The 12,611-nt window shown below is 60.8% G+C and carries 13 protein-coding genes and 2 pseudogenes; 9 read left to right on the forward strand and 6 right to left on the reverse strand.

Going from position 1 to position 12,611, the window contains the following annotated elements; all coding sequences use genetic code 11:
• Positions 1-722: 722 nt before the first annotated feature.
• On the forward strand, positions 723-1,088 hold the full coding sequence (locus AC0L2P_RS17700; protein ID WP_473502604.1) for a low affinity iron permease family protein: 366 nt from the start codon (positions 723-725) through the stop codon (positions 1,086-1,088).
• Positions 1,089-1,561: 473 nt separating this feature from the next.
• On the opposite strand, the gene AC0L2P_RS17705 is transcribed toward AC0L2P_RS17700, so the two are convergent.
• Positions 1,562-1,846 (reverse strand): DUF982 domain-containing protein, encoded by a 285-nt coding sequence (locus AC0L2P_RS17705; RefSeq protein ID WP_473502605.1) that lies wholly within the window; start codon positions 1,844-1,846, stop codon positions 1,562-1,564.
• A 156-nt stretch (positions 1,847-2,002) separates the two neighbouring features.
• On the opposite strand from AC0L2P_RS17705, the pseudogene AC0L2P_RS17710 reads away from it, so the two are divergent.
• Both AC0L2P_RS17710 and AC0L2P_RS17715 read left to right on the forward strand, forming a co-directional pair.
• Positions 2,003-2,131, forward strand: a pseudogene (locus tag AC0L2P_RS17710) (hypothetical protein); the annotation flags it as partial.
• A 244-nt stretch (positions 2,132-2,375) separates the two neighbouring features.
• Positions 2,376-2,489: pseudogene (locus tag AC0L2P_RS17715) on the forward strand (IS481 family transposase); the annotation flags it as partial.
• A gap of 158 nt (positions 2,490-2,647) precedes the next feature.
• Here the strand turns inward: AC0L2P_RS17715 and AC0L2P_RS17720 are convergent.
• Positions 2,648-2,824: a hypothetical protein gene (locus AC0L2P_RS17720; RefSeq protein ID WP_473502606.1), complete on the reverse strand. Its 177-nt coding sequence runs from the start codon at positions 2,822-2,824 to the stop codon at positions 2,648-2,650.
• Positions 2,825-3,280: 456 nt separating this feature from the next.
• On the opposite strand from AC0L2P_RS17720, the gene AC0L2P_RS17725 reads away from it, so the two are divergent.
• Positions 3,281-3,667: a hypothetical protein gene (locus tag AC0L2P_RS17725; RefSeq protein ID WP_473502607.1), complete on the forward strand. Its 387-nt coding sequence runs from the start codon at positions 3,281-3,283 to the stop codon at positions 3,665-3,667.
• 73 nt (positions 3,668-3,740) lie between these two features.
• Here AC0L2P_RS17725 and AC0L2P_RS17730 read toward each other — a convergent pair whose 3' ends face one another.
• Entirely contained in the window at positions 3,741-4,640 is a 900-nt protein-coding gene (locus AC0L2P_RS17730; RefSeq protein WP_473502608.1) for a LysR family transcriptional regulator, read from the reverse strand.
• 76 nt (positions 4,641-4,716) lie between these two features.
• Between AC0L2P_RS17730 and AC0L2P_RS17735 the strand changes: the two genes are divergently transcribed.
• The 5 genes from AC0L2P_RS17735 to AC0L2P_RS17755 all read left to right on the forward strand — a co-directional run bounded on the left by AC0L2P_RS17735 (position 4,717) and on the right by AC0L2P_RS17755 (position 10,068).
• Positions 4,717-5,931, forward strand: coding sequence for a trans-sulfuration enzyme family protein (locus AC0L2P_RS17735; RefSeq protein ID WP_473502609.1), 1,215 nt, complete (start codon positions 4,717-4,719; stop codon positions 5,929-5,931).
• Between the two features lie 23 nt (positions 5,932-5,954).
• Positions 5,955-6,995 carry a transporter substrate-binding domain-containing protein gene (locus tag AC0L2P_RS17740; protein ID WP_473502610.1) on the forward strand — a complete coding sequence of 347 codons (1,041 nt, stop codon included), beginning with the start codon at positions 5,955-5,957 and terminating at the stop codon, positions 6,993-6,995.
• Positions 6,996-7,063: 68 nt separating this feature from the next.
• A complete protein-coding gene (locus AC0L2P_RS17745; RefSeq protein WP_473502611.1) occupies positions 7,064-8,179 on the forward strand; it encodes an ABC transporter permease subunit in 1,116 nt (371 codons plus the stop codon).
• Positions 8,180-8,182: 3 nt separating this feature from the next.
• Positions 8,183-9,274, forward strand: coding sequence for an amino acid ABC transporter permease (locus tag AC0L2P_RS17750; protein WP_473502612.1), 1,092 nt, complete (start codon positions 8,183-8,185; stop codon positions 9,272-9,274).
• 11 nt (positions 9,275-9,285) lie between these two features.
• Positions 9,286-10,068, forward strand: coding sequence for an amino acid ABC transporter ATP-binding protein (locus tag AC0L2P_RS17755; RefSeq protein WP_473502613.1), 783 nt, complete (start codon positions 9,286-9,288; stop codon positions 10,066-10,068).
• 440 nt (positions 10,069-10,508) lie between these two features.
• Here the strand turns inward: AC0L2P_RS17755 and AC0L2P_RS17760 are convergent, their stop codons facing one another.
• The 3 genes from AC0L2P_RS17760 to AC0L2P_RS17770 all read right to left on the reverse strand — a co-directional run bounded on the left by AC0L2P_RS17760 (position 10,509) and on the right by AC0L2P_RS17770 (position 12,531).
• Entirely contained in the window at positions 10,509-10,724 is a 216-nt protein-coding gene (locus tag AC0L2P_RS17760) for a hypothetical protein (protein WP_473502614.1), read from the reverse strand.
• Complete coding sequence (locus AC0L2P_RS17765) at positions 10,724-10,921, reverse strand: hypothetical protein (RefSeq protein WP_473502615.1); 198 nt, start codon at positions 10,919-10,921, stop codon at positions 10,724-10,726. The genes AC0L2P_RS17760 and AC0L2P_RS17765 overlap by 1 nt, the downstream gene beginning before the upstream one ends.
• A gap of 854 nt (positions 10,922-11,775) precedes the next feature.
• Complete coding sequence (locus tag AC0L2P_RS17770) at positions 11,776-12,531, reverse strand: SDR family NAD(P)-dependent oxidoreductase (RefSeq protein ID WP_473502616.1); 756 nt, start codon at positions 12,529-12,531, stop codon at positions 11,776-11,778.
• Positions 12,532-12,611 lie beyond the last annotated feature (80 nt).

Here is a 12,611-nt window from a genome sequence, read left to right on the forward strand (position 1 = left end):
TCTGACGGCGGCCGAGGTCAGCACTTTTGCGTTGCGGATGAACTTGAGCGCCTCGTCCTTCGTCAGCCGCATTTTTTCGCGCATAGAAGGCCGCCTCCTGAGTCTCCTCTGGAGAAGGTGACACCTGACGCGCATCGAGCTTTCGTTTCTTCTTTGCCATTTCAGTCCGACTGCGTGAATCAGTTAGTCAGCTAATCTGTCCTTTTGGGCGTGAGAGCAAGCTTTCGTGCTGTGAGTTCCAGCCGATCCCCGCAACTGCCGGTAATCACCGCCTCTGCGCACGAGGTACAAAAGCGGAAGCAGGTGACTAAGCAACGTGCACGACGTTGGTTCCGGCCGCGGAACTTTGCTCCTCACATCGAGTTGGCGTTTCTCAATGGAGAGAGAGCCATGTCGAAAAACCCGCGTTTTGAAAAAGAGCTGGCTGGTAAGCCGCAACCCGAGGCGGACGCGAGGGGCCAGTCCGAGAAGAACCATAAAGGGGGAACGAACGACGGTGTCTCTAGCGCCAACCCTCGCGTCCTATCCGGAGAGGATGATGGGGACGCCACGCTCCTGCATAAGCGGGAAAGTAAGGACGACTGCACAGCAACCGTTCACGCGCAGTCCCGGAGCCTCATTCCGCTGGCTCGTAGGCGAGAGCCGTCCGCATTTCGGACCGGATTGACGAGCACCCAAAATCGAGGCCCAACCGGATTACATCACTTGTGTTGGGGATTCACATGAACCGATTTCTCTTTGTAATTGCTGACTTTCTGTCCCGGCCGCCCGGCTTTTATCTGATCATCGTGGCCATGATAGCCTGCACTGCGATAGTCCCTTTCGGCCTAACAAGCGTAATCACCTATGCGCTTTCAGTAGCTGCGATTGTGATTACCGGCGTTGTTCTGATCCAGGGTTATCGCGACACTGCTGCCATCCATGCCAAGCTCGATGAGATTATCGTTGCATTGAAGGAAACGAGGAACAATGTCGTCGGGCTGGAGCACGCCGAGCCTGAGGAAATCAGGGCCCATTTGGCGCGGCTCGAAATGGAAGCCGTGGCGGCTGATCGAGAAACCAAGCACGGGGGAGTCTCTGGCGCGTGAGCGCAACTCAAAAGCCATCATGGGCAAGCTGAGTCCGGCAGGAGGCCGTCGCTCAAGATCCCGCCGGCGGCGGCCAAGCGAAACGAGATGCGCGGCAGCGGTAAGTCTATAAGGGCGGCTAATCTAACGCATGCGCATTGTGTGGTAGTCGGCAAGACAACTAGCCGTTGCAAATCGGAATGGACGCGAGCGGGCTCGCCGGACTTGCAGTCAGGAGCAGCTCGAGGAACTGGTTGTGCCGCGGTCGCAATCATAGCGGCCTATCGTATTCCGTGGGAGTGCATCTTTTCGCCGACCTGGCGGAAGCACTTCCAAGCCATGGGCAGGTTCTCCCGGCTTGGCCCGCGCTATGTGGAAGCGCATTCCGTCGAGCGCTGCCGCATTCTCCAGAGAATGCCGACGCCGCGGAATCCGTCGGCATAGCGATGCCGGCGAAGCCTTCCAGCGGTTCAGATGGCCAGAGCGGTATGAGCTCACACCATATCTCTAAGAACCGCGTCGAATTTCGTGAGGCCTACGCTCGGAGGCCTTTTCGTAAAAAGTCCCTGTTCGATTGCGGCCGCCTTGAAGGCATCGATCGCAGCTTGTTGGTCGCAATGACCGGCCAAGCATTCCTTGATCATTCGGACGGCTTCGAGCCGCCGCGGCTTGGCCACGTATGGCCATGGTTGTTCAAGCGCTTTCGCAGCATCGGATATTGAAGCAACCACCACCGGTTTGCAATTTAGGTAAATTGTGAACGGAATGAACGCCGGCATTTTCTCGCTCGCCAGGATTGAACGCGGCTAAACGCGAAGAGAGGGCGGAGGTTGCATGAACGGTACGGCTCCGGCGAAGCCGCCTTGCGGCAGGATGGCACGGTAGCGGGGCTGCGCTCTTAAGGTCGTCCTTACGAGCGTAGTTAGCAGCACAGCATGAGCCATGTGACGTTATTGATCGGGCCGGAGCGGCGTCGTCGTTGGAGTGAAGAGGATCAGTGCCGGATACTGGCCGCGGCATTCGCGCGCCCGGGGGCCACAGTGGCGGCGGTGGCGCCTCAGTACGATGTCGCGACCAGCCCGATCTATAAGTGGCGCCGCACGGTCGGAGCCCGCGAGACGGGCTTCGCCGAAGTTGTCGTGGTTTCCGATGAGGTGCCGGCGGCATCCCCAGCGGTGATCGAGCTGGGTCGCCGGCAAGGTGCGGCTGCGGAATCCGCTGACTACGCCGCCGACACTGGCGGCGGCGATGGTGAAGGCGCTGGGCGTTTCATGATCCCGGTCGCGAACCAGCTGCGGATCTGGTCTCAAGTGGAAGAATTGCCCCTCATTGCCCTCGGTGGCCGATTTGCCGACCGGTCCGAGGGAGCCTAGATCGACAGTGCTCTTGCTCGAGGAGGAGGCCGTCATCGTCGCCTTGAAGGGCAACGAAGCGTCGAGGTATGGTCCGACGCGCCCATGTCTCGCGCCGCGTTTAGCCGGGTAGAGCCAATGTCAGCGTCGCGAGCACCGCACGGCTGTCCTTGCTTGACAGAGGCAGGAGTCAGATGTGGGTCGCTTTGACTCGCTTGGGCATGCAGTTCAGCGGATGGCGACGATCGCCTTTGCAACGGCGGCGACGCCCGCGTCGTCGAGACGGGAGTTCATGCCCGTTGTGTGCCGGATCGGGGCGATGATGTCGCCGGTTGCGGCATGACCGCGGAGAACGGGGCGCCAGAGCCTTGTGGCATAGCCGGTAGCGAGGAGGAAGGCAGTCAAGGGGCGGTGAAAGCCAACGGCTTTCCTGGTCGCCGTCGTCGCAAGCCGCTTGGCAGCTCCATCTTAACGAGGCCGGACGATGGATGCACGAACGGGTGATGAAAGCCATCACCGCCGAGGAAGCCGCGTGAGCCGCGCCGCATCATTTACGCCAAAATGGAGCAATCACCAAGACGACGGCCAACGGACAAGGGATCGCAATTCTTCGAAGTCGTGGAGTTTTTCGGGAATGGCGATCCTTTCTTTGGGGCGAGGCCGAGCGGACAATTGATCGAACAGTTCGCGAGATGCCGATCCGTGCAGTCGCGCCAGCTATGCTCTGGCTGCAAACGCATCCGACGTTGACATCCGTCCTGACATGAATGCGCCGGCAGTCATGCTACTGTGGAAGCGCAGCTGGCCGATCCTACGACATCGTTCTGGCGGCCTCCCATGAAGTGAAGAGGAGAGTTCACCATGTCCAGGATCAATCGCCGCGCCTTGCTTCTCAACTCCGGCAGCGCCGTTATCGCCTCGACGGTTGGGGCATTGGCTTTCGCCACAAAGCCGCGACGGGAGGACCGGGAATGGTCCCGCGATCTGCGGGCGCGGATCAATGCGCACAAGGCAACGTACGCAGCGTTCGGCAAGGCGATCCACGAAAGAGGCGGCAGTAAACGCGACCACGACGGAGCCAGCCGGGCTGAGGAAAGGGCGCTGCTGGCTGTATGTGCCTATCCTGCGGTCAGGGAAGGTGATCGCCGGGCCAAGGCCCGATATCTTTTGAAGATTGCGGCGCGCGGTGAGCTCGACTTGGCAGAGCATATGCAAGCCCTTCTCCGCTCGACGATGGGGGAGGGATAGGACCGGGATTGCCTGTCCTGCTTCTCGTCGATGGCATTCGTGTGCAGCTAGAACCAGGCGTCCAGCCAGTTGCCTATGCCTCGCTCGATAGCATATTGCGAGCGGCATAGAGTTCGGCAATGAAGTCGGTGATCAAGGTCGAATTGATGCCGTCCGGCGGGCGCAGGATTAGCGCGCGGAAATTGACGGCTGGCTCGAATGGCCTGGCCACAATACCGCCAATCATGCCGTCCGCAATAACGGTGGGATTGACCAACCCGATCCCCATTCCCTTCGCTGCAAGGATAGCGATGGTCAGGCCGTAGGGCGTTTCGATCAGGATACGCGGCCGCACGCCATGTGCGGCCAGGATCTTGTCCATCGCGAGCCGAGCAGTATCTTCCGGTGACAATGCCAGAAAGGCCTCGTCGGCAAGATCGGCCGGTGTGATTATCTGCTTCCGCGCCAGCCGGTGGTTCTTCGGCATCACGCAGACGGCGCGCGGTGTGGTGAAGATGCTGTGCAGCACGCCGCTGGTGTCGACCTCGTCGGCCGCGAGCCCGATATCGAAACTGCCAGAGGCCACCAGGTCGCGCACGATATTAGAGGTGCGGACCTGATAGCTGATTCGCACCTGCGGATGCCGGCGCGAGAATGCTACGATGGCGCGCGGAACCAGCCCATGCCCGAGTGCCGACAGGCAGGCGACGCGGATGGTACCGGTTCCGACCTCCTTGATCTGGGCCGCCCGCAGCTTGAGCCGGTCGAGCCCGACCAGGTTGGCCTTTACCTCGGCATGGAACAACTCCCCTTCGCGTGTCGCCACCAGCCTGCCACGAATGCGGTCGAAAAGCCTGAAGCCGAGTTCGGCCTCCAGCTTGGCTAGAGAACGGCTGATGGCCGGCTGCGAGGTATCTAGCAGCGCGGCCGCCGCGCCGGCGCCACGCGTGATCATGATCGCGTTGAAGACATCGATGTCGCGCAGGTTCATCATCAGCCCATATCAAAAGCGAATTAACTTTATCGCTGCGGTCATAGATGGCAATGGGTGAGCCGGCTAATCTGCGCCTATGAACCGACGCGACGACACTTCACATGTCCATCCTCCCAAGCGCTCCGAGGAACCGTTCCAGGCGGTGACGATGCCGGTCGAGCGGGCCTCGACCGTGGTCTTTGACGATCTGGAGTCTTTCGAGCGTCGCGTCGAGCGTCTTTACGACGGGTTCAGCTACGGACTTTACGGCACACCGACCAGCCGGCAGCTCGAAGATCATATCGCCGTGCTGGAATGCGGATCGCGGGCTCTCGTCGTCCCGTCAGGCATGGCGGCCATGACGCTGGCCACCATGGCTGTCTGCCGTGGCGACGAAAGGGTTCTGATCCCGGAGACGCTCTATGGCCCGGCGCGCGACATGGCCGAGCGTTTTCTTGGCCCCCTCGGGATAGAGGCGGTGTCCTATGATCCACGGCTGGACGCGAGCATCGTGGCCATGATCGACGGCAGAACGCGGCTGGTCTGGGTAGAATCGCCTGGCTCGGCCACCTTCGAAGTCCAGGATGTGCCCGCCATCACGGCCGCGGCCCACATAGCCGGCGCGCTCGTCGCAGCCGACAACACCTGGGCCTCTCATCTGCTGTTCAAGCCGCTCGCTCATGGCGTCGACATCTCGATGCAGGCGCTTTCCAAACACGCCGGCGGCCATGGCGACCTCTTGATGGGCTCGCTCGCAGTGCATGACCATGCCCTGTTCCGGCGCCTGAAGGATACAGCGCGCTTCCTCGGCTATGGCGTCTCACCGGAGGATTGTGCGCTTTGCGAGCGTGGCCTGATGACCATGCCGGTGCGCATGCGTCATGCGGACGGCACCGCGCGCAAGATCCTCGCCTGGCTATCGGAACGCCCGGAAGTCGCGCAGATCTTACATCCCGCGGAGCCTGGCCATCCCGGCCACGCGGTCTGGAAGCGTGACTTCGCCGGATCGTCGGGCGTGTTCTCCTTCGTGCTGCGGCCGGAACTGGCGCCACTGCAATCCGATGTTCTGCGTCGCCTGCGGCTGTTCAGGCTCGGCGCAAGCTGGGGCGGCGTGCATTCGCTGATTGCCGTCAGCGATCCGCGTAAGGGCCGCGCCAGCCTCGACTGGCTGAAGCCCGGCCCGGTCTGGCGCCTGTCGATCGGCCTTGAGGCGCTCGAAGATCTTCTGGCTGACCTTTCCCAGGCCTTCGAACTCTTTGCTGAAGCCCGGCGCAACGGAACCGCAGCAACCGACGCCAAGGCCGCCGAATGATTACAATCTCAACGAGAAGGGGAATGACTATGCAAAATCGAGGTCTGAAATGGCTCACGGGTCTGGCGATTGGATTGGCCAGCCTGACTTCGGGCGCCGTGGACGCCAGCGCGCAGGCGGTCATCAACAAGATCAAGGAGCGCGGCTATGTCAGCTGCGGCGCCAGCCAGGGCGTGCCCGGTCTCTCCCGGCCGGACGAGAAGGGGTATTATCGCGGCTTCGATTCCGACATCTGCCGCACTTTCGCAGTCGCCATCCTCGGCGACAGAGACAAGATCCGTTACGTACCCCTTAACGCAGGCCAGCGTTTTGCTGCGCTGCAGACTGGGGAAATCGACGTTCTGTCGCGCACATCCACCATCACCTATAGTCGCGATACGGTTGTCCGCTTCGTTTGGATCAATCTTTACGACACGGACGGCATGCTCGTGCGCAAGGCCGATAATATTACCGAGCCCAAACTGCTTGACGGAAAGACCGTCTGCCTGCAGGGCGGTGGCAGCCTGACCGAGAAAGCGATCGAGGAAACCGAGGAAGAGTTCGGGATCGCGATGGAGAAAGTATATTACGACTCGACCGTTCAAGCGCGAGACGCCTTCTTTGGCGGCCGCTGCGATTCCTACGTCACGGACGGCACCGCGGCAGCCGGACAGCGTGCCTCTGTGGCCAAGAACCCGGACGACTACGACATCATCCGGGTCGGCAGGGCCGCCGAACCCAATGGAGTCGCGGTCGCCCGCGATGACGATCAGCTTTTCGACGTGGTGCGTTGGACACTCAATGCGCTGTTCTGGGCCGAGGCCAACGGCATCACCTCGCAAAACATCGATGAAAAGCTTGCCTCGGGCAGTCCAGAAGTCAAACGCGTGCTGGGCGAGGAGCCCGGTTTTGGCAAGCCGCTCGGATTGGACGACAAGTGGGCCTACAACGTCATCAAACAAATGGGCAACTACGCCGAGATCTGGGATCGCAATCTCGGCAAGGACAGCCCGCTGAAGGTTGAGCGCGGCCTGAACGCGTTGTGGAAGGACGGCGGCCTCAACTATCCTTTCCCCTGGGATTGAGCTGCACATGAAGGGGACGCGCCCGCCGTTCCCTTTCCCTGCCAACGCCGCGAACCGTCGAGGTCGAAATGCTGAGCGACGCCAGGACCAGATCGATTATCATCCAGTGTGCCCTGGTGGCCGTGGCTGCCGCCTTCGTTGCCCTGCTCGTCAGCACGACTTTTGCCAATCTCAGGGCACGCGGCATCCCGATCGGCTTCGATTTCCTGACGATGCCGTCAAGGATCGTCATCTCCGAAGCAATCCTCACTTACAAGTCGCGGGACCCCTATTACTGGGCGATCGCGACAGGGCTGGCCAATACGGTCTTCATCTCCGCGGTCGTCATCGTCATTTCATCCGCGCTCGGCCTCGTCGTGGGCATCACCCGACTGAGCAACAATCCCCTGGTGGCGGGCACCTGCCGCGTATGGGTGGAGGTTGCACGCAATTCACCGCCGATCGTGCTTCTGATCTTTCTCTACTCGCTGTGGTGGAAGGTGCTGCCGCCGGTCGGCGAAGCGTTCAATCCGCTGCCAGGCGTTTACGCCTCCATGCGCGGCTTTGTTGTGCCGGCTGTCAGCATGGACGTCGCCACCCCGGGATTGCTCGTCATTGCTCTCGCCCTGGCACTGGCGGCCGCCGGCTGGGCGGCGGCGAGACGAGGATGGCTGCCGCCGCTGGCCGCGCCCGTGATCCTCGCGGTTGGCGTTGCCGGGCTCTGGTTTGCCGACGCGAGGTTCTCCGTCGACTGGCCGACCTTCACCGGGTCGAATTTCAAAGGCGGCAAGGACCTGACGCCCGAACTCAGCACCATCCTCATCGGGCTGACCATCTACACCACCGGCTTCGTCGCCGAGATCGTGCGCGGCGGCGTGCTATCGGTCGGCCGCGGTCAGTGGGACGCAGGTCATTCGCTCGGCCTGCCGCGCGGCAAAATATTGCGTCTGATCATCATCCCGCAGATGCTGCGGGTGATCGTCCCGCCGCTCAACAGCCAATTTATCAACGTCGTCAAGAATTCGACGCTGGCGATCGCGGTCGGTTACCCCGACTTCCTCGCGGTCATGAACACCATAATAAGCAAGTCCAGCCATTCAATCGAGGGCGTCTTCATCATCCTCGGCGTCTATCTCGCCCTCAACCTGAGCCTGTCGAGCGCAGCCAATTGGTACAACCGTCGCATCGCCATCGTGGAGCGCTGAACCATGAAGGCCCTGTCTCTTCCCCTTCCGGCCGAGCCAATGCCAGGACAGATCCGCTTCGGCGCTTTGCGGCGGTCAGTCATTCTCCTGTTCGGCACGCCGCTCAATGCCGTCCTGACGCTGTTGTTCGGCGTTCTGCTCGTCGCCACGGTGCCGCCAATGCTGCACTGGATGGTAATCGACGCCGTGCTGTTCGACCCCAGTCCACGCGCGTGCCGGGTGGCCGCCGGAGCGTGCTGGAGCTTCATCTACGCCAAGTCGGGCCAGCTGCTGTTCGGTATCTATCCATTCGACGAGCGCTGGCGTCCTGCCCTCGTGTGTCTGCTCATCCTGGCGCTGCTCGGTTGGTCGGTGCGGCCTGCAAGCTGGGCTCCGCGGCTGGCGGCGCTCTGGGTGGTTGCGCTCGTGTTGATCTTCTGGCTGATGGCCGGCGGTTTCGGCCTGACCGAGGTTCCGACCTCGTCCTGGGGCGGCCTGCCGGTCACACTCATCCTCACCGTCGTTTCCATCGGCGTCGCCTTCCCCGTCGGCATCCTCCTGGCGCTGGCCAGGCGCTCGACAATGCCGATGATACGCATCGGCGCTGTGGTCCTGATAGAATCGGTGCGCGGGCTACCACTCTTGTCGATCCTGTTCGTGGCATCGATCATGATGCCGCTGTTCCTGCCCGAGGCCCTGTTGCCTGACAAGTTCGTCCGCGCGCTGGTCGCCCTCACCATCTTCGCCGCGGCCTATCTCGCCGAGGTGATCCGCGGCGGTCTGCAGGCCATTCCGAATGGCCAGTACGAGGCCGCGGCGGCGCTCGGCCTGCCCTTCTGGCGCACGCAATATCTGGTCATTCTGCCGCAGGCGATCCGGGTGGCGATCCCGGCGCTGGCCAACACCATCATCGTCATGATCAAGAACACCAGCCTTGTCCTGGTCGTCGGCCTGTTCGACCTGATCAGCTCCGGCAAAGCGGCGCTGGCCGACCCGGACTGGCCATCGCCAGCGGCCGAGACGTTCCTGTTTATCGGCGCGATCTTCTTTGCACTCTCGTTCTCATTCGCCCGCTTCGCCGACTTCCTGGAGCGGCGCGGCCCCACCACTCACTAGGAAATGTTGTGATGTTATCGTCCGCCGCCAAGCGCGTTCCGCCCATGCCCGATCCCGACGATCCGCCGGCAATCGAAATGACCGGGATGAACAAGTGGTACGGGAACTTCCATGTGCTGAAGGACATCGACTTGACAGTCCTTCGCGGCGAAAAGCTGGTGATCTGCGGGCCCTCGGGCTCGGGCAAGTCGACCATCATCCGTTGCATCAACCGGCTGGAGGAGCACCAGCAGGGACAGATCGTCGTCGACGGCGTCGAACTCACCAATGATTTGAAGAAGATAGACCTAATTCGCCGCGACATCGGCATGGTGTTCCAACATTTCAACCTGTTCCCGCACCTCACCATTCTGGAGAACCTGACGCTGGCGCCGATCTGGGCGCGCAGGATGCGGCGCGCGCAAGCCGAGCAGACCGCCATGCATTATCTGGAACGGGTGAAGATTCCGGACCAGGCGCACAAATATCCCGGCCAGCTTTCAGGCGGTCAGCAGCAGCGGGTTGCGATCGCGCGCGCGCTCTGTATGAGCCCAAAAATCATGCTCTTCGACGAGCCGACGTCGGCACTGGATCCGGAAATGGTCAAAGAAGTGCTCGACACCATGGTCGCGCTTGCCGAGGATGGCATGACCATGCTGTGTGTCACGCACGAGATGGGATTTGCCCGCCAGGTCGCTGACCGCGTCGTATTCATGGACCAGGGCGAGATCGTCGAGATGAACACGCCCTCCGAATTCTTCTCGCATCCGCGTCACCGGCGCAGCAAACTGTTCCTTGCCCAGATGCTGAACTAGCTCGGTCTCACAGCGAGAATTCATCAGCTGCGGATCGATGAGGCATCTCTCCGAGATCCCGCACCAGATGCCCTTGGCAGCAGCGGCATCAGCAATTGATCGCCTGCCTCGGACCATGCCCTTGGCAATCTCGAGCACATCCAGGGCCTGGCTCGGCCCGGCAGAACTCCCTTCGACCGAAATTGGAAAAGCGTGTGGCGTGTTTCACCTGGCTTCGACGGGGTGGTGCAACAGCGCCCGTCCGGCCCCGCCGCACCCAACCGTGCGGCGGGCTTTTTCAGGCGGTGGAACGCCGGCGCGCAGGGAAGTTCGGCGCACGCAGCAAAGCCGTCGCCTCACAGTATTGCTGCAGGGATCGCTTGCCCTGATCGGCCTACGTCGTCGATCGACAAGGTTCATATGGAGCGACAACGCTCGCTAGGGCTTCCCGATGATGGGAGTCAGGCTTGGTCCTTTCTCGGCAGAGAGCGGGCAACAAGCCGAAGGCGTTCATAAAGAACAGCCTCGTCGAACTCGCCGTCTGAGAAGAGTGCCATTGCGGTCATGCTCAGGCGCTCCGCCTGCTCGCTACTAACCGAGATATCTGCCTCGGCACAGACACGATCAAAGACTTGTTTCAACAAAGCCAAATCGCCAGGATAGGCTATGCCACTCATTAAGCCAGGCCCATGGCAGCAGATACTTCGATGATCGCCTCAGTTAGCTCTTCGTCGGATGCGACCAAATAAGGCGCAACCTCCCTAATTTGCTTCAGTGCCGCTTTGATCGAAACTGTGCCGCCATACTCGGCCCTGTTTAGAAGTGCCGCGATTGCTTGTTCTAGAACAGGAGTCACCTTTAGCACATTGCTCATCCAACCCACCCCAAAAAAACGCCCCGGTGGATAATAGTCTATTCCTGATTGGCTTCAATTGAATGTAAGAAACGTACGCTTGCTCACGGTTGCTTAGCCGCTCAGTCCGGAACATTGGTGAAATTTATTCGGCACGCGTCTTCGTGCAATGGCAATGTTTGGAGTGCGGGTGCATGCTTACGGACCCTGGCCTTGAACGTCCCACGCCTCAACGGCAAGGGTTGATTCTCAGCGCTGCGTTTGACGATCCCCGGAAGACCATCGGACAGCAGTTGCCGCGTTCGACGAACCTCGGAAGATCATCGTCGCTAGCGGGCCTTACCTCTCCCGAGGCGCCGCGTCCTCGAGTCCAAGCTTTGCGAGTAGAGCGTCATAGCCAAGCCAGATGCCACGTCGGTCCAGCTCAGCCTCGTGAACAACAATGTCTCGTTATATGGGGACTATGAATTTGACGTCGCTATTGGCCTGCGGTTCTTGGAGGCTTTTCGAACTTGCTGTCTCGCGCCAAGCCCAGAAATCCGGCATCTGTTTGATGAACTCGAGCAAGTCAGGCTGGCTGCGTAGCGGAGGTGTTGCCGCCGCCTGTTCAGTTTCAGAAAACTGGGTAGAGGGGGATCCGGGATCCAACCTTCTCCGCGGAGCCGCGCCGTGAGGGCAACTGAAATGCGCCTCGGATACGTTGATGACGACCGGCCCTCGCCGGAACCGCGCTTAGTTTAGGTCGGCTCCCCAAAGTCCGCCTACTCCGTGCAGATGGGCGTCTCTCACAGTCGACGGGCAGCAATAGCATGACCGCCGTCTCGGCGCGGCCCGCCCGCTATTCAAGTGGGACGAACTGCGGCCAGCCACTGCAGCTAATGGGCGGTGTAAGCTCCGTCCACCAGATGGTAGCTCCCAGTGATAAAGCTGGCCTGGTCGGACAAGAGGAAGCATACAAGAGCCGCTACCTCTTCCGGTTTCCCGCGCCTGCCCATCGGCTGAAGACCTGCCATGCGCCGGCTGGCTAATGCCTCCATTTGCTCCGATAAAAGAGGCGTTTCGATCCAGCCGGGGCCGACGACATTGATCCGGATGCCCATCCTCGCATATTCAATCGCCGCAACCTTGGTTAATCCAACGACCCCGTGTTTCGCTGCCGTGTAAGCGGACGCAGTTGGCAAGCCGACGGAACCGAGAACGGAGGACATGTTCACGATAGCACCTCCGCCTCGATCCAGCATCGCGGCGATTTCGTACTTCATGCTGTAGAAAACACCATTTAGATTGACGTTTATCAGCTTGTGCCAGTTGTCGAGCGGATAGTCTGCCGTTGCTTTTCGAATGCCGTCGATACCTGCATTGTTTACCGCCATGTCCAGTCCGCCGCATTTCTGGACAGTGAACTCGATCAGCTTTTCCACGGCTGCCGCATCCGTGACATCGACCGCAAAGTCGTAGGCCCTGCCTCCTTGCGAGATTATTTCGGCGGCTTGGCCGTGCGCGGCCTCGGCATCAAGGTCGGCGACAACAATCTCGGCTCCTTCTTGCGCGAGTTGCCGTGAAACAGCCGCGCCTATTCCGGAGCCTGCGCCGGTCACAATCGCGACTTTACCATGGAAGTCAGGCTTCATCGGCTCTGTCCTATGCCCATTTTGACATACCCGAACAGAGGCAGGCGGTCATCGCAAGAAGTTTCGCTCCAATTCGCTTA

Source organism: Mesorhizobium sp. WSM4836 (genome assembly GCF_055811815.1).

Bases quoted from the DNA above. Each gene is read 5' to 3' on its own strand.
- AC0L2P_RS17700 (WP_473502604.1), top strand. From the start codon at position 723: ATGAACCGATTTCTCTTTGTAATTGCTGACTTTCTGTCCCGGCCGCCC.
- AC0L2P_RS17705 (WP_473502605.1), bottom strand. From the start codon at position 1,846: ATGCCGGCGTTCATTCCGTTCACAATTTACCTAAATTGCAAACCGGTG.
- AC0L2P_RS17725 (WP_473502607.1), top strand. From the start codon at position 3,281: ATGTCCAGGATCAATCGCCGCGCCTTGCTTCTCAACTCCGGCAGCGCC.
- AC0L2P_RS17730 (WP_473502608.1), bottom strand. From the start codon at position 4,640: ATGATGAACCTGCGCGACATCGATGTCTTCAACGCGATCATGATCACG.
- AC0L2P_RS17735 (WP_473502609.1), top strand. From the start codon at position 4,717: ATGAACCGACGCGACGACACTTCACATGTCCATCCTCCCAAGCGCTCC.
- AC0L2P_RS17740 (WP_473502610.1), top strand. From the start codon at position 5,955: ATGACTATGCAAAATCGAGGTCTGAAATGGCTCACGGGTCTGGCGATT.
- AC0L2P_RS17745 (WP_473502611.1), top strand. From the start codon at position 7,064: ATGCTGAGCGACGCCAGGACCAGATCGATTATCATCCAGTGTGCCCTG.
- AC0L2P_RS17750 (WP_473502612.1), top strand. From the start codon at position 8,183: ATGAAGGCCCTGTCTCTTCCCCTTCCGGCCGAGCCAATGCCAGGACAG.
- AC0L2P_RS17755 (WP_473502613.1), top strand. From the start codon at position 9,286: ATGTTATCGTCCGCCGCCAAGCGCGTTCCGCCCATGCCCGATCCCGAC.
- AC0L2P_RS17760 (WP_473502614.1), bottom strand. From the start codon at position 10,724: ATGAGTGGCATAGCCTATCCTGGCGATTTGGCTTTGTTGAAACAAGTC.
- AC0L2P_RS17765 (WP_473502615.1), bottom strand. From the start codon at position 10,921: ATGAGCAATGTGCTAAAGGTGACTCCTGTTCTAGAACAAGCAATCGCG.
- AC0L2P_RS17770 (WP_473502616.1), bottom strand. From the start codon at position 12,531: ATGAAGCCTGACTTCCATGGTAAAGTCGCGATTGTGACCGGCGCAGGC.